The sequence below is a fragment of the Hyphomonas sp. FCG-A18 genome (assembly GCF_045287255.1).
Classification (GTDB): domain Bacteria; phylum Pseudomonadota; class Alphaproteobacteria; order Caulobacterales; family Hyphomonadaceae; genus Henriciella.
In genome coordinates this window covers 1,184,846-1,211,461 of the sequence record NZ_CP137142.1, presented here as the reverse complement: position 1 = coordinate 1,211,461, position 26,616 = coordinate 1,184,846, and the positions used below count along the sequence as shown (strand labels likewise).

Here is a 26,616-nt window from a genome sequence, read left to right as displayed (position 1 = left end):
TACGCCCCGATATGGCACAGAGATGTGAGAGTATGGTTCAGACGATGTGTTGAATTTGATCGATCAGAAGGAAAGGCGAAGTCCGATACGGGTGTTTTGGCCCGGTGCAGGTGCGACATCTTTCAGGACTGAGGTGGCATAACGGATTTCTTCATCCGTTACGTTACGGGCCTCAATGAACAGCTCTGTTCCATCAGCGCCGATACCAAAGTCAGACAGATCAAGCTCAGCGCGCAAATCAAGCTGAGTATAACCATCGGTCTCCAGCTGGCCGGCCCCGGCATCGCTTTGGTCATCGGCCCAGGTCAGATGAGCGCCAACCTCGAAAGCACCCCATTCGGCACTTGCGCCCGCATTCAGGGTCACCGGCGGAACAAATGGTACGTTACCGCCATCATCGAGTTCAGCATCAACAAAATCGAGTCCAGCGGTAAAGTCCCATTCGCCCCCCATCGGGCCTTCAGGGATCGTCAGACCACCATAGATTTCACCGCCGCGGAAAGTCGCGCTTTCCTGAACGAACAGGAAGACCGGCAGGCCATCGGCTTCATCTACCACTTCGCCTTCATAAGTCGTCACGCCGGGTGTGAGATAAATAAAATCATCGAAGTCAGCGGCGAACAAGTTTACACCAAAGCGAACATTGTCGCCTGTCCAGCGCGCTGTTGCATCGAAGTTGAACCCGGTTTCTTTATCGAGGTTTGCATCGCCAACCTCAAACTGCTCGGTCGCGAGGTGCGGCCCAAATGCGAAGAGTTCGCTCTCGTTCGGGGCACGCTGGGTATAAGCCAGCTGCGCGCCCAAGAACCAGCCATTGTCGAGATGCTGATGGACCCCAAAAGAACCGCTCAGCAGGCTGAAGTCCCGTGACCCGAAATTGATATTGTCCAACTCGGTGTTTTCGAGACGCAAACCACCTTCAATACCTGCACCGCTATCCCACTCGCGTGTTTGATAAGCAAAGACGGCAAAGCTTTGTGTATCGGTTGGGCTTAAGAACGCCTCAGCCCCTGAGGCATCCAGTTCCTTATCAAGATACTGCAAGCCAACAGCGCCGATCACATTGCCAAACTCTGTCCCGGCTTCAACACGCGTTTCAAAGCCTTCACTCTCAAAGAAAGACCCAGCCTCTCCGGGCGCTTCAAATTCCGTATGCTCGTACTCAACGAAAGACGCACTCGCGGTCAGGTCTGTAAAAATTCCGGCATCGAGCGTAAGTCCACCACGAACATCAATACGGGTTTGCTCCAGATCGATGAACGGATTTTCCTCTTCCTCATCATGCTCTTCCTCATGATCATGGTCCTCATCGTCATGGTCATGCTCGTCCTCGTGCTCACCATGCGCATGACTATGTCCGGGCAAACCATATTCAGCTGTCTGCTGACGGATCGCAACACCGAAGAAGGCGTCATTCCCGACCCAGCTTAGCCCCGCTGCGAGCGTTTGAGTCTCCAGGAATGAATTCTCGAGAGTCCCAAACGCTTCTTCCCCTTCGTGATCATGCTCATCTTCATGTTCGTGATCATGGTCTTCTTCGGCCTCCTCAAGCGCAATCAGGCGATCTGACTCAGCAAAGCCTGGAATGTCATAGTCATCAAAATCACGCTGCGACGCTGAGAGGGTGAATACGAATGGTCCGCTTACAAACTGTCCACGACCGGCCAGTTCGCTGCCCTCATTCGCGCTATTATAGGCACCAAACAAATCTGCGGAGAACGCTTCTTCAGGAAGCTCCTCGGCGATCAACCCGTCGATAACGTTGACAACACCCCCAATCGCTTGACCACCATAGGCCAGCGCGGCTGGCCCGCGCAGGATTTCGATTTTCTCCGCATCAATACCATCTGCTGTGACCTGATGATCAGGAGATGCTGCTGAAACATCAATAACGCCAAGCCCATTGGTCAGAACTTGCACACGCTCAGCGCCAAGGCCACGCAGGACCGGCCGGCTGGCGCCCTGCCCAAAGAAAGTCGTTGCAACACCAGGCTCACGATCCAGTGAGTCACCCAACGTGGAAGACAGGTTCTCCAGAACCTGTTCACGATTCAGGGCTGTAGCATTCCCGATCAGCTCGTCAGCCGCACGGTCTGGTCCGGGCGTTGTGACAATAATGGTCTCCTGAACACTAACAGCTTCTTCGGCCTGCACGGTAAGCCCAAGAGAAAGCGAGGCCACTGACGCAGCGGATAAAAGGAGGAAACGGGACATAGCGAACCTTTGTAATGTGATAATATCACCTTCACCTAAATTCTTAACCCTGATCGTCAAGCCTAAAAAGGCGACTTCCTTGCCATTTTCTCAGAGCTGTGGCGCTCTTCCCCAAGGCTGATTCACCCTTGGAGGGATGCATGGATTTCAATCCGAAGTATAAATACAAAGCGATGTTGGGCTCACGGATCGAACTTGACCCCGATAGCCGACAGATCTTCCTGAAAAGCCGCGATGGGCGAAAACGTGTCTTCAAGTATGAAGAGATTGTCGAGTGGAAGCATAAATGGCTGCAAGGTGATCGATACCGGACCGATCACCATCGTTTATGGTTTGTCGTTCGGGACCTCGACAACCCACTCTGGATTGTCAGCTTTTCAAAGCCAGACAGTGCCGAGGAGTGGGAAGCCCGCCTGAAAGCAGCAATGGCGGAGCCAGCGTCCTAAGCTTCAACCCGCTCAATAATGATCGCCGGAGCCATGCCGCCAGCGGCACACATGGTAACAAGGCCATAGCGCCCGCCAGAACGCTCCAGCTCGTCCAGAGCGGTTCCAATCAAGATAGAACCAGTCGCGCCAATCGGATGGCCCAGCGCCATCGCACCGCCATTGATGTTCACTTTCTCCCGGTCAAGATCGAGATGACGAATGAAGCGCTCCGCAACGACAGAAAACGCCTCATTGATTTCCCAGACATCAATATCGTCTTTGCTCAGACCCGCTTTCTCCAGAACTTTCTCAGCCGCTGGCACAGGCGCGTTCAGCATCAGAGTTGGGCAATCCCCCATATTCGCCGTCGCAACGATCCGCGCCCGCGGCGTCCAGCCATTTTTCTCAACCGCGCTTTGCGAGGCCAACAATAGAGCCGCCGCGCCATCGACAACACCAGAGGAGTTCCCGGCATGGTGAACGTGATCCATCTTGCCTTCCAGCTCAGGGTATTTCTTGGTCACCATCTTGCCATAGGTATTGCCCTGATCATCGACCGGAATGTCCATGAACATATTGAAGACGGTTTTCAGCCCGCCAAGGCTTTCCATGGTTGTGCCGGGCCTCGGGAACTCTTCCTTGTCCAACGCCAGAGACCCGTCCGGGTTATGCACCGGGACAACCGATTTATCGAACCGCCCTTCAGCAATCGCGCGCGCAGCCCGCTCCTGACTGGTCACAGCCAGCTGATCCACAGCCTCGCGATCAATTCCTTCCAATGTCGCAATCGCATCAGCGCACACGCCTTGCTGGGACTGCGGATGCTTCTCACGCAGGCTCATATTCCCGGCATCCAGCATTGGTGGAACTTTTGGGTCCGCCGTTGCAGACGTGTAGCTCATCATCTCAGTGCCACCGGCGATCACAACGTCTTCCATACCCGACATGACCTGCGCCGCTGCCAGAGACACTGTTGTAATCCCTGATCCACAAAACCGATCAAGCGTCACGCCCGAAGCTTTCACATCATACCCTGCATCAAGCGCCGCCATTCGACCAAGGTCAGCGCCTTGTGATCCGCGTTGCGAACTGGTGCCCCAGATAATGTCATCCACCTCAGCGGTATTGAGATTATTGCGATCACGGATCGCCGCCAAAACGGTCGCACCAAGGTGCTGGGGATGGAGATGCGCCAAAGCCCCTTTTCCGACTTTACCAATGCCGCGCGGCGTGCGGCACGCATCGATGATATAAGCTTCGGCCATTGTTTCTCTCCCATGAGCATTATCTTTGCCCACCAGAAAGCAACAAGGGCAGGCCTCTAACAAGACCTGCCCTTGCGAAAGGCTGGCGCTGCGTCAGGGATCAGATCGCCTGCTGCTCCGGTGTTTTGCTAAGCACTTTGTCAGCAATTTCCTTGGGCACGACCATCAGAGTATCAGACAGAGTCTGATCCCATTCCTGCAGCAGCTCTGAAGCCCGCGCACTGCCTGTGCGCTCAACATGGAGTTCCAACATCAGCTTGTAGAGATCGCGATATTTCTCTTCCATGTAGGCCAGCGGATACCAATCAATCGCATCCGGGTTCGCCACTTGCTCAAAGCGCTTTTCGCGGTCCCATATGAAGGCCAGACCGCCTGTCATCCCGGCACCAAAATTGTCACCAACCGCGCCAAGGATCGCGACACGACCCCCGGTCATATACTCACAGCCATTCGCGCCGCAGCCCTCAACAACCGCTTCTGCGCCGGAATTACGAACCGCAAAGCGAACACCCGCCTGCCCCGCCGCATAAAGCCGACCGCTGGTCGCACCATACAGACAGGTATTGCCGATAATTGTATTCTCACCAGCCTTAAATGGCGCACTGGTTGGTGGGCGCAGCTGAATGGTCGCTCCGCTCAGGCCTTTACCAACGTAATCGTTTGCGTCGCCGATGACATCGAGCAGCAGACCCTGAACACTGAACGCGCCGAGCGATTGCCCAGCACTGCCCGACAGGCGCACATGCAAGCGCCCTTCTGGCAAGGCTTTCTCACCAAACTTGCGCACAATGGCAGAGCTTGAGCGCGCCCCGATAGAGCGCAATACATTCTGTACTTCATAGGTCAGCTGCATCTTCTCGCCACGGCTAAAGAAGGGCTCAGCATCGCGCAGGATTTGCGCATCCAGCGTATCTGGAACCTCTTCACGGCGCTCTGGTTGATAGGTTACAGATTTCTGCGTATCGACCTGTACCAGCAAAGGGTTGAGATCGAGGTCATCAAGATGTGGCCAGCCGCGGCTCACCTGCGCGAGCAGGTCCGTCCGGCCAATCGCTTCATCCAGCGACTTGAGGCCCAGCGAGGCCAGAATCCGGCGCACATCCTCGGCAACAAAGCTCATCAGATTGACGACCTTATCCGCCGTTCCGGTGAACTTCTCACGCAGATCATCGCGCTGCGTACAGACCCCAACTGGACATGTGTTCGAGTGGCACTGGCGCACCATAATACAGCCCATGGCGACCAGAGATGCGGTGCCGATACCGTACTCTTCAGCGCCCAGCATCGCCGCGATGACAATATCGCGCCCCGTGCGCAGACCGCCATCAGTTCGCAGGGTTACCTTATCGCGCAAATTGTTGAGGCTCAGCACCTGATGGGCTTCCGCCAACCCCATTTCCCAAGGCAGACCGGCATACTTGATTGAGGTTTGCGGGCTCGCTCCGGTGCCGCCAACACCGCCAGCAATCAGGATGATATCGGCCTTCGCCTTGGCCACCCCAGCTGCCACCGTGCCAACCCCAGATTGGGCCACCAGCTTCACGCAAACCCGGCAATCTGGATTAATCTGCTTTAGGTCATAGATCAGCTGCGCCAGATCCTCGATCGAATAGATATCGTGGTGCGGCGGTGGACTGATGAGGGTCACGCCCGGTGTCGCATGACGGTTCTTGGCAATAAATTCGGTCACCTTGAAGCCCGGCAACTGCCCACCTTCACCCGGTTTTGCACCTTGAGCAATCTTGATCTCGACCTCGCGACAATTGTTCAGGTATTCCGCCGTCACGCCAAAGCGCCCAGAGGCCACCTGCTTAACCGCAGAGTTCATATTATCGCCATTTGGTAGCGGGCGATAACGCTCACGAACCTCGCCGCCCTCACCCGAGACTGACTTTGCACCAATCCGGTTCATCGCCACGTTTAGTGTACCATGCGCTTCCGGGCTGAGCGCACCAAGCGACATGCCGGGCGTAACAAAGCGTTTGCGGATTTCATTGACCGACTGAACCCGCTCCAGCGGCTCTTCAAGGCCAGCCGCCTTAAAGTCCATCAGGTCACGTAGCTGGATTGGCTGATCGCCCAGCTTTGCGGCAACCGCTTTCTGATACTTATCATACAGCTCATAATCGCCGCGATCACAGGCCGCTTGCAGCATATGGATCAAATTGCCATCCAGCGCATGTGGCTCTGACTTAGCGCGCAGACGGTAAAACCCACCAACAGGTAAGGACACGACATCCTCATCAAATGCCTGCTCATGACGTTGCAGGGCATTCTCTTCGAGGCCTGCCAGACCAAGCCCTGAAATCCGGCTCGGCAGTCCCGGGAAATAGTCCGCAACAAGCGCGCGAGAAAGCCCCAGAGCCTCGAAATTGTAACCCCCGCGATAGGAGGAGATCACCGAAATCCCCATCTTGGACATGATCTTCAGAAGACCCGCCTCAATCGCCTTTTTAAAGTTTAGAACAGCTTGACCAATCGTGATGTCGCCGAGCAGTCCACGTGCATGGCGTTCTGCGATGGCATCCTGTGCCAGATAGGCATTTACACAGGTTGCCCCGCACCCGATCAGCACGGCGAAATAGTGCGTATCGACACATTCCGCGCTGCGCACCGTGATCGAACAGAATGTCCGCAACCCTTGCGCAACGAGATGACTGTGTACAGCGCCCGTGGCAAGGATCATCGGGATCGCGACACGGTCTGCATCCTGATACTCATCACTCAGGACAATATGCTCGCGCCCGGCCCGAACCGCATCTTCGGCTTCCTGACGGATACGTGCCAGTGCCGCTTTCAGCGCGCCACCATCACCGACCGCCTCATCGAGTGCGAACGTACAGTCAATCTGCTGTACGCCATCACCGAGCATACCGGTCAGGCGCTCATACATGCCTGTAGACAATACCGGGCTTTCCAGCACAAACACGTCCTGCTGGCGCTCATCTGTGGTCAGCACATTGCCGAGATTCTTGAACCGGGTTTTGAGGCTCATCACCCGGTCTTCCCGAAGCGGGTCAACCGGCGGATTGGTCACCTGAGAGAAGTTCTGGCGGAAGAAATGGCTGAGCGGGCGATAATCTTCGGAAAGAACCGCCACCGGGCTGTCATCGCCCATTGAACCAATCGCCTCTTTGCCACTCTCGGCCATTGGGGCAAGGATCAGCTCAAGTGTCTCCAGTGTGAACCCGGATACGGTCTGACGGCGCAGCAGGTCCTCAGTATCGAACAGGCGCGGTTCGTCCCCCGGCCCAATTTCAGGGTCAAGATCGCGAACATTCTCCAGCCATTTTTCATAAGGATGCTCAGATGCCAGCTGATCGACAATCTCGGTATGCTCGTAGAACTTCCCTTCCTGCAGGTCCGCAGCGATCATACCCCCCGCCTGCACGTGACCGCGTCGGATCACTTCATGGCCCGACAATGGGCACATCCCGGTCTCAGACCCAACCGCCAGAACACCATCGGCGGTCAGTGCATAACGCAGTGGCCGCAAACCATTACGATCCAGCCCCGCCACAGCCCAGCGCCCATCATAGGCACACACCGCTGCTGGCCCATCCCAGGGCTCCATGACGGAGTTACAATAGGCATAAAGCGCGCCATGCTTTTCCGGCATGATAGAGGCCCGCTTGGACCAGGCTTCCGGGATCAGCAGCGCCTTGGTCATCGGCGCAGTGCGCCCAGCCTTACACAGAATTTCAAACACCGCATCAAGTGCGCCGGAATCGGACGTGCCCTGCGGCGCAACCGGTTTGATATCCTCGACATGATCACCAAAAGACCCGGAGACCATCTTGATCTCATGGCTCTTCATCCAGTTGAGGTTGCCACGCAATGTGTTGATCTCGCCATTATGGGCAAGCATCCGAAACGGCTGTGCCAGCGACCATTGTGGAAACGTGTTCGTCGAGTAGCGCTGATGGTAGATGGCGATGGCAGAAGTGAACCGGTCATCGCGCAGATCGAGGTAGAAATTATCAATATCCTCGGCCAGGAACATGCCCTTATAGATCAGGGACTTGTGGCTGAGTGAGCAGATATAGAAGCTTGGAATGGCCGCTTCTCTTGCCTTGCGTTCGATCCGGCGGCGGCAGATATAGAGCGCGCGTTCCAGCTCTTCAGCGTCTCGGCCCAGCGCATCACGGAACATGATCTGTTCGATTTCAGGCCGTGTGTCCTGCGCCTTCTGGCCGATCACTGATACGTCGACAGGCGGTTGGCGCCAGCCATAGATATAGAAACCAAAATGCAGGATTTCGGTCTCCACGATGGAACGAGCCTGTTCCTGCTGCGCCAGATTGGTGCGCGGCAGGAAGATTTGCCCGACACAGATCGGGTCAATCGTCGGCTTATGCCCTGCGCGTTCAACCTGCTCGCGGAAGAAATCCTGTGGTACTTCAATGCGAATGCCTGCCCCATCACCGGTCTTACCATCGGCATCAACGGCGCCGCGGTGCCAGACATTTTTCAGCGCCTTAATGCCCATCTCAACGATTTCACGCCGTGGTTTGCCATCCAGCGCAGCCACAAGGCCAACACCACAAGCGCTGTGTTCATCCTCGGGATTATAGGCATTAGCCTCGATCAGGCGGTCCCGGTTGGAGAGATAGTTTTCTACAAAATCAGTCATTGGTCTTTTCCGGTGGTTCCATGCCGTATCGGGCAAACACTTCAGCGCCGGTCAGGCGCACGCCATCGCCCTGAAAGGCGTAATAATCGGGTTGTTCACCAACAAAGAAATGCTCTTTGATTTCGAGGCCGCTGGGCAGAGCAAAGCTGCCAGCCTCACCGCTGAGCACGCTTGGGTCTTCACGCAAGCGCCAGAACAACGTGGAGCCGCACGTCTTGCAGAACCCGCGTTCACCCCAGTCAGAGCTGGTGAACCAGCCAACATTGTCTGCGCCTTCAGTGATCGTAATGCCATCATCAAAATTCGCCGCAAGCGACGGCCCGCCATGCCAACGCTGGCACATCTGACAGTGACAGGCATTCAGGACGATATCGCCGTGCCCTTGCATCTTCACAGCGCCGCATAAGCATTGGCCATTTACGAGATCAGTCACTCTGCGCCTCCTGGAGCCTTGCAAAGACTTCTGCGGCTGTGACGCGCGGCGCATCTCCGGCAAACTCATAATAGGCGGGCTGATGATCGACGAAGATATGCTCCTCAATCGGCTCCATCGTGTCTTTCTCATCAAGGCTGCCAGCCGTCACAATCGTGATCGTATGGTCTTCCTGCAAACGCCAGAACATCGTTGTTCCACAGCTCTTGCATGAGCCCCGCTCACCCCATTCTGAGCTCTGATACCAATTCACTGCCTCTGGATCGGCAATCTGTATTCCTTCAGAGAATTGCAGGCCCATAAAAGGTCCACCTGTCCAGCGCACACAATCGCGGCAATGGCAAAGATGAACGCGGCCCCGCTCGCCCTGCCCTTCATACTTCACTGCGCCACACAGGCATTGTCCGGATGTCTTACTCATTGTGCTGCAACCTTCTGCTGTTTGGCGGCGGCTTTCATGGCCAGATGCATCTGCTCAGCGGCTTCACGACCATCAACGATGGCCCAGACGACGAGAGACGCGCCGCGAACAATATCGCCAGCCGCATAGACCCCCGGTAGGCTGGTCTCCATGGTCTTGAAATCAACCTGAACCGCGCCCCAGCGATTCACGCGCAGAGCCGTTTCATTGAACAGGACAGGTAAGTCTTCCGGGTCAAACCCTAGCGCCTTAATCACCATGTCGGCTTTAATATCGACCGTATCATCGGTCTTTTCAGGGGATTGGCGACCGGAGGCATCCGGGCGGCCCAGCTTCATCTTGCGGACCCTCACGCCGTTGACCTTGTTCGCCTTGGTATGGAGCACAGCCTCTGGGCCAGATAACCACTCAAAAACAACACCTTCTTCTTCCGCGTTCGCGACCTCGCGTTGCGACCCCGGCATGTTGGCACGGTCCCGGCGATAGAGACAGGTGACAGACTTCGCGCCCTGCCGCACCGCGGTACGCACACAGTCCATCGCTGTATCACCGCCGCCGATCACAACGACCCGCTTACCTTCAGAGTTCATCGTTCCATCGGTATAAGCCTTGAGATTGTCGCCAAAGCCGACACGGTTGGAGACGGTCAGGTAATCGAGCGCAGGCAACACACCATCCGCGCCAATGCCCGGTACTTTCAGATCACGCGCCTTATAAACACCCGTTGCGATCAGTACGGTGTCATGGCTATCGCGAATGTCATTGAGGCTAATGTCTTTACCGACATCGCAATTAAACTTGAAAGCAATGCCGCTATCCTCAAGCCGCTTGATCCGGCGCTCGACAACATCCTTTTCAAGCTTGAAACCCGGAATGCCATAGACCAGCAAGCCGCCGCCGCGGTCATAGCGGTCATAAACCGTAACCTGATAGCCTTTACGGCGCAGCTGTTCAGCCGCAGCTAAACCGCCCGGACCAGCGCCAATAATGCCTGCAGATTGAGTGCGCTCACGCGGTGGCGTAATCGGCTTGACCCAGCCCTGCTCCCAGGCCGTATCTGTAATATAGCGTTCAACCGAGCCAATGGTCACAGTGCCATGCCCGGATTGCTCAATGGTGCAAATCCCTTCGCAAAGACGATCCTGCGGACAGATCCGCCCGCAAATCTCCGGCATGTTATTCGTCGCGCTCGAAACCGCGTAAGCCTCTTCCAGACGGTCTTCCGCAGCCAGCTTCAGCCAGTCGGGAATATTGTTCTGAAGCGGACACCCCTGCTGGCAGAATGGCACACCACACTGTGAACAGCGCGAGGCTTGATCCTTGGCCGCTTGCTGCGAGTAGTCCCCATAAATCTCATCAAAGTCACTCGTCCGCGCTTTAGCATCACGCTTATCCGGCATGGCGCGCTCAACTTTGATGAATTTCAGCATGTTCTCCGGCATGGGTGCCCTCCAAGGGTTGAGCCTTGCTTATGAGACATAGATTTTGTGAGAACAAGAGGAGAATAATCTAATAAATATTATTATGATATTTATAATACGCATTTTTTCATAATCTGGATAAATCAATCATGATGTTACCGCACATAATAATCATATTGATATTTAATGATCATGCGACGAGATTGTCGAATCCATGCCACATTGGTGACCTCTTTGTCTCCCTATGTCTCTCTGGAGCATCCGCTCATACCCCTTCGGAGTACCCGCCATGTCCCTTTTGCAGCTCCTGATTATCTCGATAATTCAGGGCATCACAGAATGGCTCCCCATCAGTTCCTCGGGACATGTCCTACTCGCCGCAGACTATTTCGACCTTGAAGGACGCGATGAATATCTCATCAATGCTATGGCGCATGTCGGAACATTGGGCGCCGTCCTGCTCTATTTCTGGCGTGATGTCAGCCGCGCTGTAGCCGGGGGACTCAGCCTACCTGCGCAAGCTTTCAGACAAGCCCCTCTGTCACAAAATCAACACCTCGCCCTGATGATTCTCGCTTCGCTGCCAATCACGATCATCGCTATCCTCGCCTACGAAGCCTTGCTTCCTGAAGCGGCCAAAGGTGGCCTGCGTTCTGTCTGGGTGGTCGGCTCAACCAGTATTGTTTTTGGGCTTGCGCTCTGGTGGGCCGATAGCAAAGGCGGACATTCCCGCACCCAATCCGACATGACATTCGGCCATGCTATTCTGATCGGCGCAACACAGGCCATCGCCGCCCTACTCCCCGGCACCAGCCGCTCCGGCATTACGATGACTGCCGCGCGGGCGCTTGGCTATTCCCGCACGGAGTCCGCACGCTTTTCCATGCTGATCGGTGCACCCTTGCTCGCCGCTGTTGGCCTTTATGCTTTCCTGCAACTCTCCGGCAGTGAAGATACTGGCATCGCAACCCTTACGGATGGCCTGATCGTAGCGGCCTTTTCTTTCGTCAGCGGGTTTGCCAGTATTTGGGGCCTTATGGCGCTCCTCAAACGGATGAGCTTCCTGCCCTTCGTGATCTATCGAGTTATCCTCGGTCTTATCCTGTTGCTATACACTCCCCTACTCGCCCTGATCTAATCAGCGTCAGATCAAGGGCTTACATACGCCACAAAGCGCTGTAACAGCTCAAGATTATGAGCCTTCGCCCACGCGCCCGCATCCACCTGAACCATATCGCCGAGAACTGGCGCACCCTTCAGGCTGCTCAACCTGATGGACTCACGGGCGCTGTGATCAAGGCTGATGCTTACGGCCATGGCCTCCCCCAGGTTGCAGAAGTCCTTCACGATGCAGGTTGTGATCACTTCTTTGTTGCCCACAGCTTTGAAGGCGAGAGCGCAAGACGCGCATTGGGCCCAAACCCCGTCGTCTATGTTCTGAATGGGCCTGGCCCTTATGAAGAGCCCCTCTACCGCGAGGCCAATCTCACCCCAGTCGTCAATTCAGATCATCAGTTTCAAACACTTGTCACATGGCTGCAAACTGGCGGCAAACTTAAGAATGGCTATGCTCTACACTTCGACACGGGCATGAACCGCCTTGGCATTCCGGCGGGCGACGCGCCTAAACTGGCGGAGGCCGTCGAAGGCATGCTGCCAAGCTTAATCATGTCGCACCTTGCCTGCTCAGAAGAGCATGGGAATGGCATGAATGCCTTCCAACAGGAACGCTTGTCGGCGATCAGCGCTTTATTCCCTGATGTCCCGGTCAGTTTCGCCAACTCAGGCGGCGTGTGGCTCGGTCAGGATTACCACCATGCCCTGACACGGCCGGGCATTGCGCTCTATGGCGGAGGCATGCCCCCGAAAGACGCGAAGCTGCTACCGGGTATGACCCTCGAAGCGCCAATCCTGCAGGTTCGCTCAATCGAGGCAGGCGAGAGCGTTGGCTATGGCGCAACATGGCAATCTTCTGAGCCACACCTGTTGGCGACCTTGGCGATTGGCTATGGCGATGGCTTCCCAAGATCAGCGTCCAATAAAGGCTTCGCGACGATAGGCACCCAACGCTGCCCCATCGTAGGCCGTGTTTCTATGGACTTGATTACAATTGACGCAACTTCAGCCCGAAACCTTGCAAGGCCAGGCGTTTTCGCCCAATTGATCGGCCTGGATGCTCCGCTTGAAGAACAGGCGAGCCTTGCAGGAACCATAGGCTACGAATTGACAACAGGATTGCTGCCGCGTGTCACACGGATCTACGAAGACTAAAGGCGGTTTCCCGAATCCGCTGCAATGGCTTGGCCATGCCACGCTTGCCATGCTGGGCGAGGTTGGCCGGGTTTCAATCTTTACCGCGCGCGCCGCGCTCGCCAGCTTTACACCGCGCTGGTACCCCGCCCAGATTTTCAGACAGATGATTGCCATTGGCTTTTACAGCCTGCCCGTGGTTGGCCTCTCCGCCATCTTTATCGGCGCGGCTCTCGCCCTGAACATCTATGAAGGCGGCACACGATACGGGGCCGAGCAGTTCGTGCCACAGATTGTGGTTTTGGGGATTACCCGTGAGCTTGGCGTCGTGATTACAGGTCTGATGCTGGCAGGCCGGGTCAGCGCCGGGATTGCCGCCGAAGTCGGGGCGATGCGCGTGACGGAGCAGATTGATGCCCTGAAAACGCTCAGCGCCAATCCGTTCCGCTATCTCTATGCCCCGCGTTTCCTGGCCGGGATCATCACGCTTCCGCTCCTCGTTATTGTTGCCGACATTATCGGTGTGATGGGCGGCTGGGCTGTCAGCGTTTATGGGCTGGGCTTCGACTCAACCACATACTTGCGCAATACGCTCGATTTTCTGACCTTCGACGATGTTCTTGTTGGTATCATCAAGGCCGTTTTCTTTGGCGGCATTATTGCGATCATGGGCTGTTATCATGGTGACCGCTCGAAGGCCGGCGCGACCGGTGTTGGTAAAGCGGCTACCTTCGCCATGGTTGGCGCGGCGGTTCTGATCCTCGCCTTTAACTATGCCCTCTCAACCCTGTTTGTGGAGATTGGCCTGTGAGCACGCAACCGATCCTCGTCCTTGAAGATGTCCACAAATCCTTCGGCCCGAAGCAGGTTCTAAAAGGCGTTAATCTTGATGTCGCCCCCGGCAAGTCCCTTGTCATTCTGGGCGGGTCAGGCTCGGGCAAATCCGTCATGCTCAAGAACGCGCTGGGCCTGATGACGCCGAATACAGGCCGCATCATTTTTGATGGCGAAGACGTCACCCATGATCAGGGCAAAGGCCGCGAAGCTCAGCGGGCGCGCATGGGCATGCTGTTTCAGTCCGGCGCTCTGTTCGACAGTTTGACCGTCTGGGAGAATGTTGCCTTCCGCCTCCTCAATGCTGACGGTGTGAAGCGCCGCGACGCCAAGGACCGCGCCATTGAAACGCTGAAACAGGTTCGCCTTGGATCAGATGTAGCCGACCTGACACCGGCCGAAATCTCTGGCGGGATGCAGAAGCGCGTTGGCCTCGCCCGTGCGATTATCACCAAACCGGACCTGATCTTCTTTGATGAACCGACAACTGGTCTCGACCCGATCACGGCGGATGCGATCAATGACCTGATCGTTGAACAGACCAAGGCACTTGGTGCCGCGGCTGTTTCGATCACGCATGACATGGCGAGTGCGCGCAAAATCGCTGACGAAATCGCAATGCTCTATCATGGTAAGATCATCTGGCGTGGCGCCGCCAGCGAGATTGATAATAGTGGCAATGACTATGTTGATCAGTTTGTCCATGGGCGCGCCGATGGCCCTATCCAACCCTCGCTTTAAGCCGCATGAGGCTTCACGCCCACGCAGATAAGTGAATGGCACGCCCCTTGCTCGCCTATCAGGCGAATATTGGAGTCTGCCCCATCATGAAACGCTTGCTGCTTGCGCTCGGCCTGATCGTCCTTCCTTTAACATCTCACGCATCACCCGAAGAAGCTCAGAGCTGGGGAAAGGATGCCACCCTGCTGGAACGTCAAACAGCACAGTTGATCAATGTCATCGACATGGGCCGCAAGACCGCCCCTTCAGAAGACTATATCCTCGGCGTTTCCCGGTTTGGGCGCACCGCGTCAAATCTCGCTGTCTGGAATGATAGCAAAGGTGGACCGAAGGACCTTGGCTGCATTTTCCGCGGCATGGCGAGCGAAAGCGAGACGCAAACCCTCGCCCTGCTCGAACAAAGCGATGTTTTGAAAGCCCGCGAAACCCTGAAACGTCTGGAAGGCATGTTTTCAGATGCGCAATTGATCGCGCAGGCCGCAGCGGCGCAAACACCTACGCCGACATTGGAACGACGCCATCAGAGCGAAACTTGCCCAATGGACATGGAAGCGACGCGCGCGGCCCTGAACTAGCCGAGCTGTTTGATAACATCCTCGATGGCTGCACCGGGTTTCGCAAGAATGGCATTGATCTGAGCCCGTTGCTCAATCGCCAGCCAGACGCCCTGGAACTCTAGATCAACAACAGACCAGACACCACGTCGCTCAACCACGCGCCAGCGTACTGTCAGAGGCTCTCCGAAACCCGTTACCCGCGTTGTCACAACGGCATCACGCGCATTTCGATTGGCGGTCTGCAGGATTTCTAGCGACACGCTTTGCAGTTTTGCTGACTGTGAAACGAGTTGCTTACGCAAGAACACTTCAAGCGCGTCAGCAAACCGGGATTGATCTTCGTCACTCAGGCTTGCGGCATGACGGCCAAGCGTAAACCGCGCAATCAGATCAAGATCGAGCGCGGAAAGAACGGCATCGGCAAGCGCTTCGCCTTGTGCATCTTCGATCGACAGAGCAGCTTGCTCAACAAGCGCCTCCGGCTGGGTTGGAGTAGATACCCCTGCGTGGGCAACACCAGTTGCGCCCATTGTGAGAATTGCGGCGGAAACAAACAGGGCTTTTAACATATCTTACTCCTTGCATACATTGGCCATTCTTCGGGCCCGTCTTAGGAGTGGGATATTGGAAAGGGTCCCCGCTTATTAAACGGAAGATTTCTTCATAGGGCCTATGCAAGTTCCGTATGAATAAAGTTGCGCGAAGAGACAGCCTCGAGCGCCTCATCAAGCACTTCTAGCCCAGATCCGGGTTTTGGCCCCTTCTCGCTCAACACGCGCCGCCATAGCCGCGCACCCGGGCGACCATTGAACAGACCAAGCATATGACGCGTGATTGAGGAGAGGCGTGTCCCCTCCTCAAGCTGCGCTTGAATATAAGGGCGATAGAGTGCCACCGCCTCAAAAGGGTCAATCACCGCAGCCTCTGGGTCAAACAAAGCCTGATCGACCTGACCCAGCAAGGCAGGCTGTTGATAAGCCGCGCGGCCAAGCATGACACCATCGAAGGCATCCAAATGGCTCTTGCAAGCGTCTAGGTCTGTGATTCCACCATTCAGGATAATGGTGAGCTCTGGGCGTTCGGCCTTCAGCTCCGCCACGAGACCATAATCCAGGGGTGGAATATCCCGATTTTCTTTCGGGCTAAGCCCCTTCAGCCAGGCCTTGCGGGCATGAACAGTGAAGACTTCACAGCCTGCATCAGCAACCTGATCGACAAAGTCAAACAAGGTTTCGCGTGGCGGGTCTTCATCAATCGCAATCCGGCATTTCACTGTGACCGGAATAGAGACGGCTTCTTGCATAGCGCTCACACAGGCGGCCACCGTCTTGGGCTCGCGCATCAAACAAGCCCCAAATGCCCCGGACTGCACCCTGTCCGATGGGCAACCACAGTTGATGTTCACCTCATCATAACCGAACGCTTCGGCAATCCGTGACGCTTCCGCCATTTTGGCTGGCTCATTCCCCCCCAGCTGCAAAACAACCGGATGCTCATCCTCGCTGAAGCCGATCAATCGCTCACGATCACCATGAATAACCGCATCCGCCGTCACCATTTCCGTCCACAGCAAGGCCTGTTTGGACAGGATACGGTGGAAAGACCGACAATGCCGATCTGTCCAATCCATCATAGGGGCAACAGAGAAGGTATAGTTATGCAAAGCACTGTCTCATGAAACGAAGATATAAACCGACTTATAGGGCAAATCCGCAGGATGTCAGTTCAACGAAAACAGGCTGGTGCCGCGAGGGAGAATTGAACTCCCGACCTCATCATTACCAATGATGCGCTCTACCACTGAGCTACCGCGGCCTTTTGATCTGGCGGGGATTAGCTTATGCAGACAGAGATGAAAAGACCGTTTCTGAGAGTGGACTGCAATCATGGCTGAAAAGAAAGAGTTGTCCGAGCGTGATAAGCGATTGAAAGCCGCCTTGCGGGATAATTTGCGCCGTCGCAAAACCGCATCCCGAAAGGCAACATCAGACACCAAGCAGCCGGAAAAGTCGTCCTGATGCCGCTAAGCGCGCTTAGCATACGGCTAACATTGCCGAACGGATCGCGCCTTGGCCCGGGTAAAGCTGATTTGCTGGAGGCGATTCGAGAGAGTGGTTCTGTTGGCGGGGCGGCAAAGGCCCTTAGCATGTCTTATCCGCGTGCTCTGAAACTGATCGGTCAGCTGAATGAGGGATTTATCGAGCCTCTCGTGATCACCAGTCATGGTGGGCGAAGTGGCGGCGGTGCTGCTCTCACGGAAGCCGGCGCGCGCGTTCTGAACGCCTATCGCGCCTTACAAACTGCATCTGAAACGGCGAGTGCGGCTCCTGTTTCAGAGATAAAAGCGCTGGCGAAACCGGATTGACCCTAGTCGCGATATGAATGGTGGTTTACATCGGTATGGATGAGTGGCTTCAGGCAAACCTTTGAACATCCGCTGGATGTGTTGCGCCAATTACAGGTTTGGCAGGTTGAGCAGGCATGCGCTTTGGTCGTTATTACAGAGACGATTGGCGGAGCTGTACGGTCTGTGGGGGCTTTACTGGCGGTTCGGGAGGATGGCGCTTCTGCGGGCTATATCTCCGGCGGGTGCATTGACGCCGATGTCGTTCTGCAGGCCCAGAAAGCGATAGCGGAAAACACTTCCAGAACAGTGCGTTATGGTGTTGGCTCCTCGTTTGTGGACCTGCCCCTACCCTGTGGTGGTGCGATTGAAATTATGATCCTACCGCAGCCGGAATCGGGAGTCATAGACGAGATCATTACCCGTCTTGAAAAGAGACATAGGGTACATGTCGGGTATACGCAGGGGGTATGCCGGGTGGTTGATGGGGACATGGGTGACACACTCACTGTCACCTACGATCCAAAACCCAAAATCCGAATTGCCGGACGCGGAACCGACTGTCTGGCCCTGACGCAAATTGCTAAGGCAGGTGGGTTTGAGGTGACCTTGCAACTGACCGATGAAGACGATTTACAAACAGCAAAAGCCAGGGGCATTGAGGCCGAACCCCTTAGCAACCCAAAGGCGCTTCCCGCCCTTCAGGATGATGCCTGGACGGCTTTTGTCCTGATGTTCCATGATGGCGATTGGGAAGTACCATTGCTGCAGCAAGCCTTGTCTGGCCCGGCTTTCTATATTGGCGCTGTCGGTAGCCGCCAGACCCATCAGCGGCGTTGCGAAGCGCTGACATCGATGGGCATTGCTGCCGATCAAATCCGGCGTATCCGTGGACCGATTGGATTGGTCCCTTCCCTGCGCGATGCGTCCATGTTGGCGATCTCTACGCTGGCCGAAATTGTTGAGGCCTTTCACAACCGGGAGGTACGCGGTGCTGAACACACAGCCTTGATCCTACTCGCCGCAGGGGCGGCTTCCCGGTTTGAGAATGGTGACAAACTACTTGCTGATCTGAATGGAGAGACAGTTCTCTCCCAAGCATCGGAACTCAAAGTGGCTCTGCCCTTTGGAGAAAGCCTTGCCGTGATCGGGCCGGGTCAGGATCAACGCGCAACCTTACTCGAAAAGGATGGTTGGCAAACGATTGTGAACTCGCAAGCGCATGCGGGGCAAGCAACTTCCCTTGGCTGCGCGATTGAAACCATTGAAGGCGATCCATCAATTGATCAGGTGATGATCGTGCTGGCCGATATGCCGAATGTAAGCGGCGCGCATCTAAACGCGCTCCTCCACGTCGCCACCCCAAACATTCAGGCGGTGATGAGCCTATCCGAAGGAACCCTCATGCCCCCTGCGCTGTTCCGTCGTGATCAGTTTGCAGACCTGAAAAACCTGAGTGGCGATCGCGGGGCAAAATCTGTGTTCGATGGTCTCGCGAATACCGCGACTGTAAACCTGTCGCCGGAGGCCGCGATAGACATAGATACACGACAAGACCTTGAGCGCGTGAAGGAGCTTGCCAATGGCTGATGGATTACTGCCTGCTCGCGCGCCGCTCATTGATGCATTCGGACGGCAAGTTTCTTACCTGCGTCTCTCGGTCACCGACCGCTGTGACCTGCGCTGCACCTATTGCATGGCTGAGCATATGCAATTCCTGCCCAAGAAAGACCTGCTGACGCTCGACGAGCTGGAACAGGTTGCCAGCGCTTTCATTGCCCGCGGCGTTCGCAAGATCCGCATCACCGGAGGTGAGCCACTGGTGCGCAAGGATATTCTCGCCCTGTTTGAACGACTGGGCAAACAGCTTGGACACGGACTGGATGAGCTGACCTTGACGACAAATGGCACGCTGCTCAGCCAGTATGCTGGACACCTGAAACGATGCGGGATTGAGCGGGTGAATGTCTCGCTCGATTCCCTCGACCCGGAAGCCTTTCAGGCGATTACGCGCCGCGGTGACCTCCACAAGGTTCTGGACGGCGTCGATGCCGCGCTTGAGGCTGGCCTGAAGGTCAAAATCAATACGGTCGCGCTGAAGCACGATAATGCCGACTCTATCCCGGACATGATCGAATGGGCCCATAGCAAGGGCATGGAGATGACGCTGATCGAAGTCATGCCACTGGGCGATACGGGGGAAGACCGGATTGACCAGTACATTCCCCTGCCAATGATCCGCGATCAATTGGAAACCCGCTGGACGCTGAGTGACCTGAGTGATCAGCGCGTAAATGCCGGGCCTTCGCGTTATGTCCGCATCAGCGAAACCGGTGGCAAGTTGGGCTTTATTACCCCGCTGACGAATAATTTCTGTGCCGGATGCAACCGGGTCCGCGTCACCTGTACGGGCCGCATTTATATGTGCCTGGGTCAGGATGATCATGTCGACCTGCGCGCCGCACTGCGAGACAGTGCGATGCCTGAAGTCGCCTTGAATGAAGCGCTCGATAAAGCCCTGTTCCGCAAACCGGAAAAGCATGACTTTGCCATCAAGCGGCGCGGCGACCGCCCGGCTTTGCCCCGGCATATGTCGGTGACTGGGGGATAAGGCGATGGTGCGAGTTTTGTACTTCGGCAAGCTGAGTGACGTCTCTGGTTGCCCGCAAGAGGCTCTGGACCTGCCCGAGCATGTGCAGGACACGGCAGCGCTGCGCGAATGGCTAAACGCGCGGCTTGATGGACAGGGAGAGTTGCTGGAACCCACCGTGCGGATTGCGCTGGATGGAGAGATTGTGGTCGATCCCCATACGCTCGAAGGCGCGCAGGAAATCGCTCTTATGCCGCCGGTTGGAGGGGGATGATGATTGAGGTTTCAGACGCCCCGATTGATGCCAGCGCGACACTTGCAAGCTTTGAGAAGGAAATTGCCGGCGCGGGTGCCGTCGTCAGCTTTTCCGGCATGGTGCGGGACACCTCGGCGAGTGGCACGGTCAAGGCGCTCCATCTGCAAGCCTATGAGCCAATGACGAGGAATGGTATAATGGACGCCGTGGCGCAGGCTGAAACGCGTTGGCCCCTTGCGGGCGTGCGTGTCCTGCACCGAACTGGTGAGATTGCCACCGGGCAGACGATTGTTTTCGTCGCCACGGCTTCGGCACACCGCCGCGCCGCGTTTGAGGCGGCTGACTTCCTGATGGACTATCTCAAGACACAAGCTGTGTTCTGGAAAAAGGAAGTCACTGAAAACGGCGCGGTCTGGATTGAACCGCGCGCCGAGGACTACACAGACAGCGCCCGATGGGCAAAGAAAGAGGACGCCTGACATGGCTGGGATCAATGAAAGCCTGGACTTCACCCCGGTACGGATTGCTGTGCTTGTCGTCAGCGATACGCGGACACTGGAGACCGACACGTCCGGCCTGACTTTGGCGCAGCGTATTGAGGCAGCTGGGCATGAGCTGGTTGAACGACGGATTGTGCCAGATGATCAGGCCGCGATCCGCGATACGGTTTATGGCTGGATCGCCGACCCGGATGTGGATGTTGTGATCTCTACAGGTGGGACCGGCCTGACCGGACGTGATGTCACCCCGGAAGCCATTACGCCGCTATTTGATAAGGTGATTGAGGGCTTCTCAGTGATCTTTCACAAGGTGAGTTATGAGAGTGTGGGCCTCTCAACCCTGCAATCGCGCGCGGTGGCGGGTCTGGCGAATGGGACATTTGTCTTCTGCCTGCCCGGCTCGAATGGTGCAGTGAAGGATGGCTGGGATAAGGTGATCTCCCACCAGCTCGATAGCCGCTACAGGCCGTGTAATCTGGTCGAGCTGATGCCACGCCTGATGGAGCGATAGATGAGTGAGCTGACCCATATCGGCCCGGATGGCCGCGCACGTATGGTCGATATTGGCGATAAGGCGGTCACGGAGCGCTTTGCGCTGGCGCGGGGACGGATCACAATGGCGCCGGAGACGCTGTTGCTGGCCCTGAAACGCGACACCAAGAAGGGTGACCCGATTGCCATTGCCGAGCTTGCCGGGATTATGGCGGCCAAGCGGACGGCTGACCTGATCCCGCTCTGTCATCCCCTACCCCTGACCAGTGTAAAGGTTGAGATAGAAGCCGCGGAGAACAGCCCGGCTTTGATCGTCTCTGCACGGGTCAAAACCAGCGGCAAGACCGGGGTTGAGATGGAAGCACTGACGGCAGTGTCTGCGGCCTGTCTGACGCTCTATGACATGCTCAAGGCGGTCGACAAGACAATGGTGATTGGCGCGATTGAACTCATCGAAAAGGCCGGAGGGAAATCCGGCGACTATCGAAAGATTGAACCATGAGTGGGCTGATCAGCGTTGATCAGGCGCTGGCTCATCTGAGCGCGCACCCTCTCCCTGTCGTGCATCGCACTGTGCCTTTGAGCGAAGCGCTCGGGCGGCGCTTGGCAGAGCCTGTTCTGGCGCGCGTGACACGCCCCCCCGCTGCCGTATCGGCAATGGATGGCTATGCTGTGCGCCTGGGTGATGTACGTGAATCCGGCGCGAAATTGCGGGTAATTGGAGAAGCGCCAGCGGGCACACCTTTTGAAAAAGCGGTTGGCGCAGGTGAAGCGGTGCGCATCTTTACGGGTGGTGAACTCCCCAATGGGGCAGACCATATTGTCATTCAGGAAGATACAATCCGTAACGGGGATGTGGTGACCTGCAAGGACAGCTACGCACAGGCCCAGTTTGTCCGCGCTGCAGGTCTGGATTTCTCTGAAGGTGAAACACTCATCGAGGCGGGCACAGTGATTGGCGCAGCAGAGCTTGCCATCGCCGCTGCGGCTAACCGGGCGACGCTAAATGTCGTGCAGCGCCCGCGGGTCGGCATCCTCGCCAACGGGGATGAGTTGCGCCCACCCGGCAGCGAGTTGAAGCGCGGGCAAATCGTCAATTCAAATCCGGCTGGGCTCGCCCCGCTTATTCAAGCCTGGGGCGGTGAACCCATTGACCTTGGTGTTGCAAGTGACAGCGTGGAATCGATCCGCGAGCACATGCATGTCGGCGGTGAGATTGACCTCTACCTGCCTGTCGGTGGGGCATCCGTCGGGGATCATGACTATATGCGTGCCGCCTTTGCTGAAGAAGGCTTTACACCCGTCTTTGAAAAGATCGCCGTGAAGCCAGGTAAGCCAACATGGTTCTCCACCCGCGAGGGTCAGCGCGTTCTGGGTCTGCCGGGCAATCCAGCTTCAGCTTTTGTATGCGCGCATCTGTTCGCCTCGGCCCTTCTGGGGGCAGCATGGACGGAGCGGCAGGTGATGGCGCAATTGTCAGCCCCCTTAAAAGAGAGCGGCAAACGTGAGCAATTCCTGCGCGCCATGGCAACACTGGGCGAAGATGGACAGCTCCGCGTCGAAGCGGCCACCAATCAGGACAGCTCGCTCCTGCGACCCTTCCTGAGCTGCAATGCTCTGATCCGGCGTGAGATTGGGGCAGCAGGAAAATCCATGGGCGATACCGTACCGATTATCATGATTGGCCCCTTACAGGGATAACGGGTTGAGCCTCTTCCTGCCCCCGCTCTTCTTTGTAACGGCCTTGCTCTATGCCGCTGTCGGCTTTGGCGGCGGCTCAACCTATAACGCGCTTTTAGTGCTCTATGGCGTCGACTACCGGATCCTACCGACCATTGCGCTCGCTTGCAATATCATCGTGGTGAGTGGGGGTGTCTGGCGGTTCTCGCGAGCTGGAGAGATGCAGCTCTCCAGATTCTGGTCTTTCCTGATCACATCTATTCCAGCGGCATGGGTTGGTGGACGCTTGCCCATTGCAGAAGTCGTTTTTGTTGGCCTGTTGGGCTTTGCTCTGCTGGCATCGGGTGCGCGGCTTTTATTCATGGCCCAACCCAAAGCGGCTGAGCAAGCCAGCGAAACGGGCATAGCGCTACCAATGGTCATTGGGGCAACCATCGGCCTGCTTTCAGGCCTTGTTGGCATTGGCGGCGGGATATTCCTCGCTCCGATCCTATACCTCATGGGCTGGGGCACTGCGCGCCAGATCGCGGCAGCGTGCAGTCTGTTTATCCTGCTCAACTCGCTCTCTGGTCTTGGCGGGCAAGTTACAAAGCTTGGCGATACAGCCTTACTCTCGGACGTCATAAACTATTGGCCGCTTTTGGTTGCTGTCCTGATTGGCGGGCAGATCGGATCATGGCTCGGGGCCGGCCGATTGCGTGCCGACTGGATGAAGCGCATGACCGCCATTCTGATCCTGTATGTCGCTTTACGCCTCCTTTGGCGGTGGATTGGGATGATTTAGCCACCGCGAAAATTAATTTTAGTCTCCCCCCTTCCAATCACTGAACAAATCCTACAATCTTCACTAATGCGAAGTTGCGCAGCCTATTGTGGCAGCGCCGTATGCGGGAGGCGAAGCACTATGGCGACACTCAAAGTCAACGGACAATCAGTTACAGTCGAGGTGGAGGAAGATACCCCCCTACTGTGGGCTATTCGGGAACAACTTGGCCTGACCGGCACGAAGTATGGATGCGGCGTGGCGCAGTGCGGCAGCTGTACCGTACATATCGATGGCGAGGCCGTGCGCTCCTGTGTCTACCCGGTTGGCGCTTTGTCAGGTGAGGAGGAGATCACCACGATTGAAGGCCTCTCAGAAGATGCCAGTCACCCGGTTCAGCAAGCCTGGGCCGAGCTTGACATCCCGCAATGTGGTTACTGCCAGCCCGGCATGATCATGGCGGTCTCTGGCCTCCTGAAAGAGAACCCGAACCCAACCGATGAAGATATTGATGCCGCCATCACCAATATCTGCCGTTGTGGAACGCTGGCGCGCGTGCGCAAAGGCATCCACCTCGCCGTGAAGAAATCGTAGGGGGCGATCATGACAGAGACACTGAATCTTTCTCGCCGCGGATTTATTATCGGCACCGGAGCCACAGGCTTGACCATTGGTATTCTGGCCGCATGTTCCCCCTCCGGAACAGAAGAGCCGGACTATTCCAATCTGCCGCCTAATCCGGAAGTGAATGCCTGGGTCCATATCGACCATGATGACACGGTGACCGTGCGAATTGCGCGCTCTGAAATGGGCCAAGGGACATTGACGGGCCTTGCCCAACTGGTCGCCGAAGAGCTCAATTGCGACTGGGATAAAGTCGTCACCGAATACCCAACACCCGGACAGAATCTCGCGCGTGAACGCGTCTGGGGCAGCTTCTCAACCGGTGGCTCACAGGGCATTCGTGGCTCACATCAATATGTTCGCGAGGGTGCAGCCGCTGCGCGCATGATGCTGATCGAAGCCGCCGCCAATGAGTGGGGTGTCCCCGCCAGTGAATGTCGCGCTGAGAAAAGCATCATCACCCATACGCCAAGCGGCAAAACGACAACGTTTGGCAAAGTGGCCAATGCGGCGGCTGAGCTTGCACCACCGCTTGAAGTGCCCCTGAAAGATCCGTCTGAATGGACGATTATCGGCCAGCCCAAGAAGCGTTTGGATACCGCGGATAAGCTCACCGGAAAGCAGGTATATGGTACGGACCTGAAAATGGAGGGTCTGCTCAATGCGTCCATCATGCAGGCGCCGAAGATTGGCGCGAAACTGAAGAGCTTTGATGCCAGCGCTGTGTCCGGTATGCCGGGCGTGAAGAATGTTGTGCAGGTTGGTGACAATGCTGTTGCTGTTGTCGCGGACACGTGGTGGCGCGCACATTCAGCGCTACAGAACCTGCCCGTGGAATGGGAAGGCGGCGTTGATTTCTCTACCACCGCGTTTGAGGCCGAACTCGATGAAGGCCTGACCAGCGAAGAAGCTTTTGTCGGTAATGGTGGCGGCGATCTGGCCGGGGCTTTTGCCAGTGCCGACCAGATTGTTGAGGCGACCTATAATATGCCTCTGCAAAACCATGCACCGATGGAGCCAATGAATGCGACGGCACTGTGGACGCCGGAAAAATGCGAAGTCTGGTGCCCGACTCAGAATGGTGAGGCTGCGCTGGGCGCCATGCCGGCTGCGGCGGACCTGCCAATTGAGCAATGCGAGGTCTACAAGCTCCACCTTGGCGGCGGGTTCGGGCGGCGCGGCATGTCCGACTATGTCACCCAGGCTGTCCTGATCGCCAAGCAGATGCCGGGCACACCGATCAAGCTGATCTGGTCACGTGAAGAAGACATGATGCATGGCTTCTTCCATCCAACAACCAAGGGCCGTGTGCGCGGCGCGCTGGATGCTGAGGGTAACCTGACCGGGCTACACTTGCGGATTTCCGGTCAGTCCATTTTGGCCGCCCTTATGCCATTTGCGCTGCAGGAAGGGGTTGATTACGCGACCTTCCAGGGCCTGTTACCGGCAGGGATCGATCCACGTTTGGAAGACCAGACCCTCAAATACACATTCGATAATTTCCTTGTCGATCACGCCATGCGCAACCCACCCGTCCGTCCGGGCTTCTGGCGTGGGGTCAACTCCAACCAGAATGCGATCTATCTGGAATGTGCGATGGATGAGTTTGCCCATGCCGCAGGCCGTGACCCGCTGGAGTTCCGTCTCGCACACCTGAAGGACAGCCCGAAATCGCAAGCTGTGCTGAGAGCTGTGGCCGAAAAATCCGGTTGGGGCAGTAATGATGGCAAGCATCGCGGTCTATGCGCCTTCTACTCGTTCGGGGCCTATACCGCCGCCTGTGCTGAAGTGACTGTCGATGAGGACGGGTTCCTTAAGATTGATCGTATCGTTGCAGCAACAGACCCCGGTACAGCGGTCAATCCACAGCAGATTGAGGCACAAGTTGAAGGGTCCTTTGTCTATGGGCTTTCAGCCATGCTCTATGGTGAGATCACCTATGAGGATGGCGAGGTTCAGGAGCGGAATTTTGATACGTTCAACTCCCTGCGCATCGCAGACATGCCTGAGGTTGAAACCCTTGTCATGGCCTCTGGCGGTTTCTGGGGCGGTGTAGGTGAACCGACCATTGCTGTGGCTGCACCTGCGGTTCTGAATGCGATCTATGCCGCGACGGGTAAGCGGGTGCGCCAGCTGCCGATCAAGGATCAGGATCTGCGCGCGGTCTAGT

26 protein-coding genes and 1 tRNA gene are annotated in these 26,616 nt (G+C 56.4%); 18 read left to right on the top strand and 9 right to left on the bottom strand.

Annotated elements, in window-relative coordinates; genetic code table 11:
- Positions 1 to 63: 63 nt before the first annotated feature.
- Entirely contained in the window at positions 64 to 2,214 is a 2,151-nt protein-coding gene (locus RYZ27_RS05970; protein ID WP_406681459.1) for a TonB-dependent receptor, read from the bottom strand.
- A gap of 140 nt (positions 2,215 to 2,354) precedes the next feature.
- Here RYZ27_RS05970 and RYZ27_RS05965 point away from each other — a divergent pair, with 140 nt between their 5' ends.
- On the top strand, positions 2,355 to 2,660 hold the full coding sequence (locus RYZ27_RS05965; protein WP_406681458.1) for a hypothetical protein: 306 nt from the start codon (positions 2,355 to 2,357) through the stop codon (positions 2,658 to 2,660).
- Here the strand turns inward: RYZ27_RS05965 and RYZ27_RS05960 are convergent.
- The 5 genes from RYZ27_RS05960 to RYZ27_RS05940 form a co-directional block, all read right to left on the bottom strand.
- Positions 2,657 to 3,907: an acetyl-CoA C-acetyltransferase gene (locus RYZ27_RS05960; RefSeq protein WP_406681457.1), complete on the bottom strand. Its 1,251-nt coding sequence runs from the start codon at positions 3,905 to 3,907 to the stop codon at positions 2,657 to 2,659. The genes RYZ27_RS05965 and RYZ27_RS05960 overlap by 4 nt on opposite strands.
- Positions 3,908 to 4,007: 100 nt before the next feature.
- Positions 4,008 to 8,540, bottom strand: a complete 4,533-nt coding sequence (gene gltB / locus RYZ27_RS05955; protein ID WP_406681456.1) for a glutamate synthase large subunit — start codon at positions 8,538 to 8,540, stop codon at positions 4,008 to 4,010.
- Complete coding sequence (locus RYZ27_RS05950; RefSeq protein WP_406681455.1) at positions 8,533 to 8,973, bottom strand: GFA family protein; 441 nt, start codon at positions 8,971 to 8,973, stop codon at positions 8,533 to 8,535. Before RYZ27_RS05950 ends, gltB begins: the two co-directional genes overlap by 8 nt.
- Positions 8,966 to 9,394, bottom strand: coding sequence for a GFA family protein (locus RYZ27_RS05945; RefSeq protein ID WP_406681454.1), 429 nt, complete (start codon positions 9,392 to 9,394; stop codon positions 8,966 to 8,968). Before RYZ27_RS05945 ends, RYZ27_RS05950 begins: the two co-directional genes overlap by 8 nt.
- Positions 9,391 to 10,836 carry an NAD(P)-dependent oxidoreductase gene (locus RYZ27_RS05940; protein WP_406681453.1) on the bottom strand — a complete coding sequence of 482 codons (1,446 nt, stop codon included), beginning with the start codon at positions 10,834 to 10,836 and terminating at the stop codon, positions 9,391 to 9,393. The genes RYZ27_RS05945 and RYZ27_RS05940 overlap by 4 nt, the downstream gene beginning before the upstream one ends.
- Before the next feature lie 268 nt (positions 10,837 to 11,104).
- Here RYZ27_RS05940 and RYZ27_RS05935 point away from each other — a divergent pair, with 268 nt between their 5' ends.
- The 5 genes from RYZ27_RS05935 (at position 11,105) to RYZ27_RS05915 (ending at position 15,215) form a co-directional block, all read left to right on the top strand.
- A complete protein-coding gene (locus RYZ27_RS05935) occupies positions 11,105 to 11,953 on the top strand; it encodes an undecaprenyl-diphosphate phosphatase (protein ID WP_406681452.1) in 849 nt (282 codons plus the stop codon).
- Between the two features lie 56 nt (positions 11,954 to 12,009).
- On the top strand, positions 12,010 to 13,086 hold the full coding sequence (gene alr / locus RYZ27_RS05930) for an alanine racemase (RefSeq protein ID WP_406681451.1): 1,077 nt from the start codon (positions 12,010 to 12,012) through the stop codon (positions 13,084 to 13,086).
- Between the two features lie 49 nt (positions 13,087 to 13,135).
- On the top strand, positions 13,136 to 13,876 hold the full coding sequence (locus tag RYZ27_RS05925; RefSeq protein WP_406681764.1) for an MlaE family ABC transporter permease: 741 nt from the start codon (positions 13,136 to 13,138) through the stop codon (positions 13,874 to 13,876).
- Positions 13,873 to 14,640 (top strand): ABC transporter ATP-binding protein, encoded by a 768-nt coding sequence (locus RYZ27_RS05920; RefSeq protein ID WP_406681450.1) that lies wholly within the window; start codon positions 13,873 to 13,875, stop codon positions 14,638 to 14,640. Before RYZ27_RS05925 ends, RYZ27_RS05920 begins: the two co-directional genes overlap by 4 nt.
- A gap of 86 nt (positions 14,641 to 14,726) precedes the next feature.
- Positions 14,727 to 15,215 carry a hypothetical protein gene (locus tag RYZ27_RS05915; protein ID WP_406681449.1) on the top strand — a complete coding sequence of 163 codons (489 nt, stop codon included), beginning with the start codon at positions 14,727 to 14,729 and terminating at the stop codon, positions 15,213 to 15,215.
- Here RYZ27_RS05915 and RYZ27_RS05910 read toward each other — a convergent pair.
- The 3 genes from RYZ27_RS05910 to RYZ27_RS05900 form a co-directional block, all read right to left on the bottom strand.
- The gene (locus RYZ27_RS05910; protein ID WP_406681448.1) at positions 15,212 to 15,766 is read right to left on the bottom strand and encodes a phospholipid-binding protein MlaC; all 555 of its coding nucleotides are present in this window, start codon (positions 15,764 to 15,766) and stop codon (positions 15,212 to 15,214) included. The genes RYZ27_RS05915 and RYZ27_RS05910 overlap by 4 nt on opposite strands.
- A 101-nt stretch (positions 15,767 to 15,867) precedes the next feature.
- Positions 15,868 to 16,830, bottom strand: a complete 963-nt coding sequence (gene dusA, locus RYZ27_RS05905; RefSeq protein ID WP_406681763.1) for a tRNA dihydrouridine(20/20a) synthase DusA — start codon at positions 16,828 to 16,830, stop codon at positions 15,868 to 15,870.
- A 107-nt stretch (positions 16,831 to 16,937) separates the two neighbouring features.
- A tRNA-Thr gene (locus tag RYZ27_RS05900) sits at positions 16,938 to 17,012 on the bottom strand.
- A gap of 71 nt (positions 17,013 to 17,083) precedes the next feature.
- Between RYZ27_RS05900 and RYZ27_RS05895 the strand changes: the two genes are divergently transcribed.
- The 12 genes from RYZ27_RS05895 (at position 17,084) to RYZ27_RS05840 (ending at position 26,615) form a co-directional block, all read left to right on the top strand.
- A complete protein-coding gene (locus RYZ27_RS05895) occupies positions 17,084 to 17,215 on the top strand; it encodes a hypothetical protein (protein WP_406681447.1) in 132 nt (43 codons plus the stop codon).
- Positions 17,216 to 17,247: 32 nt separating this feature from the next.
- Positions 17,248 to 17,562: a winged helix-turn-helix domain-containing protein gene (locus RYZ27_RS05890; protein WP_406681446.1), complete on the top strand. Its 315-nt coding sequence runs from the start codon at positions 17,248 to 17,250 to the stop codon at positions 17,560 to 17,562.
- A gap of 39 nt (positions 17,563 to 17,601) precedes the next feature.
- Positions 17,602 to 19,131, top strand: coding sequence for an NTP transferase domain-containing protein (locus tag RYZ27_RS05885; RefSeq protein ID WP_406681445.1), 1,530 nt, complete (start codon positions 17,602 to 17,604; stop codon positions 19,129 to 19,131).
- Positions 19,124 to 20,152: a GTP 3',8-cyclase MoaA gene (moaA, locus tag RYZ27_RS05880; RefSeq protein WP_406681444.1), complete on the top strand. Its 1,029-nt coding sequence runs from the start codon at positions 19,124 to 19,126 to the stop codon at positions 20,150 to 20,152. Before RYZ27_RS05885 ends, moaA begins: the two co-directional genes overlap by 8 nt.
- A 4-nt stretch (positions 20,153 to 20,156) precedes the next feature.
- The gene (locus tag RYZ27_RS05875) at positions 20,157 to 20,405 is read left to right on the top strand and encodes a MoaD/ThiS family protein (protein ID WP_406681443.1); all 249 of its coding nucleotides are present in this window, start codon (positions 20,157 to 20,159) and stop codon (positions 20,403 to 20,405) included.
- Positions 20,405 to 20,866, top strand: a complete 462-nt coding sequence (locus tag RYZ27_RS05870) for a molybdenum cofactor biosynthesis protein MoaE (RefSeq protein WP_406681442.1) — start codon at positions 20,405 to 20,407, stop codon at positions 20,864 to 20,866. Before RYZ27_RS05875 ends, RYZ27_RS05870 begins: the two co-directional genes overlap by 1 nt.
- A 1-nt stretch (position 20,867) precedes the next feature.
- Complete coding sequence (gene moaB / locus RYZ27_RS05865) at positions 20,868 to 21,398, top strand: molybdenum cofactor biosynthesis protein B (protein ID WP_406681441.1); 531 nt, start codon at positions 20,868 to 20,870, stop codon at positions 21,396 to 21,398.
- Positions 21,399 to 21,881 carry a cyclic pyranopterin monophosphate synthase MoaC gene (moaC, locus tag RYZ27_RS05860; protein WP_406681439.1) on the top strand — a complete coding sequence of 161 codons (483 nt, stop codon included), beginning with the start codon at positions 21,399 to 21,401 and terminating at the stop codon, positions 21,879 to 21,881.
- Positions 21,878 to 23,080, top strand: coding sequence for a molybdopterin molybdotransferase MoeA (locus RYZ27_RS05855; protein ID WP_406681438.1), 1,203 nt, complete (start codon positions 21,878 to 21,880; stop codon positions 23,078 to 23,080). The genes moaC and RYZ27_RS05855 overlap by 4 nt, the downstream gene beginning before the upstream one ends.
- Positions 23,081 to 23,084: 4 nt before the next feature.
- Positions 23,085 to 23,843, top strand: coding sequence for a sulfite exporter TauE/SafE family protein (locus tag RYZ27_RS05850; RefSeq protein WP_406681436.1), 759 nt, complete (start codon positions 23,085 to 23,087; stop codon positions 23,841 to 23,843).
- A 120-nt stretch (positions 23,844 to 23,963) separates the two neighbouring features.
- Entirely contained in the window at positions 23,964 to 24,416 is a 453-nt protein-coding gene (locus tag RYZ27_RS05845) for a (2Fe-2S)-binding protein (RefSeq protein ID WP_406681435.1), read from the top strand.
- A 9-nt stretch (positions 24,417 to 24,425) separates the two neighbouring features.
- Positions 24,426 to 26,615, top strand: a complete 2,190-nt coding sequence (locus tag RYZ27_RS05840) for a molybdopterin cofactor-binding domain-containing protein (RefSeq protein WP_406681434.1) — start codon at positions 24,426 to 24,428, stop codon at positions 26,613 to 26,615.
- Position 26,616: the final 1 nt, after the last annotated feature.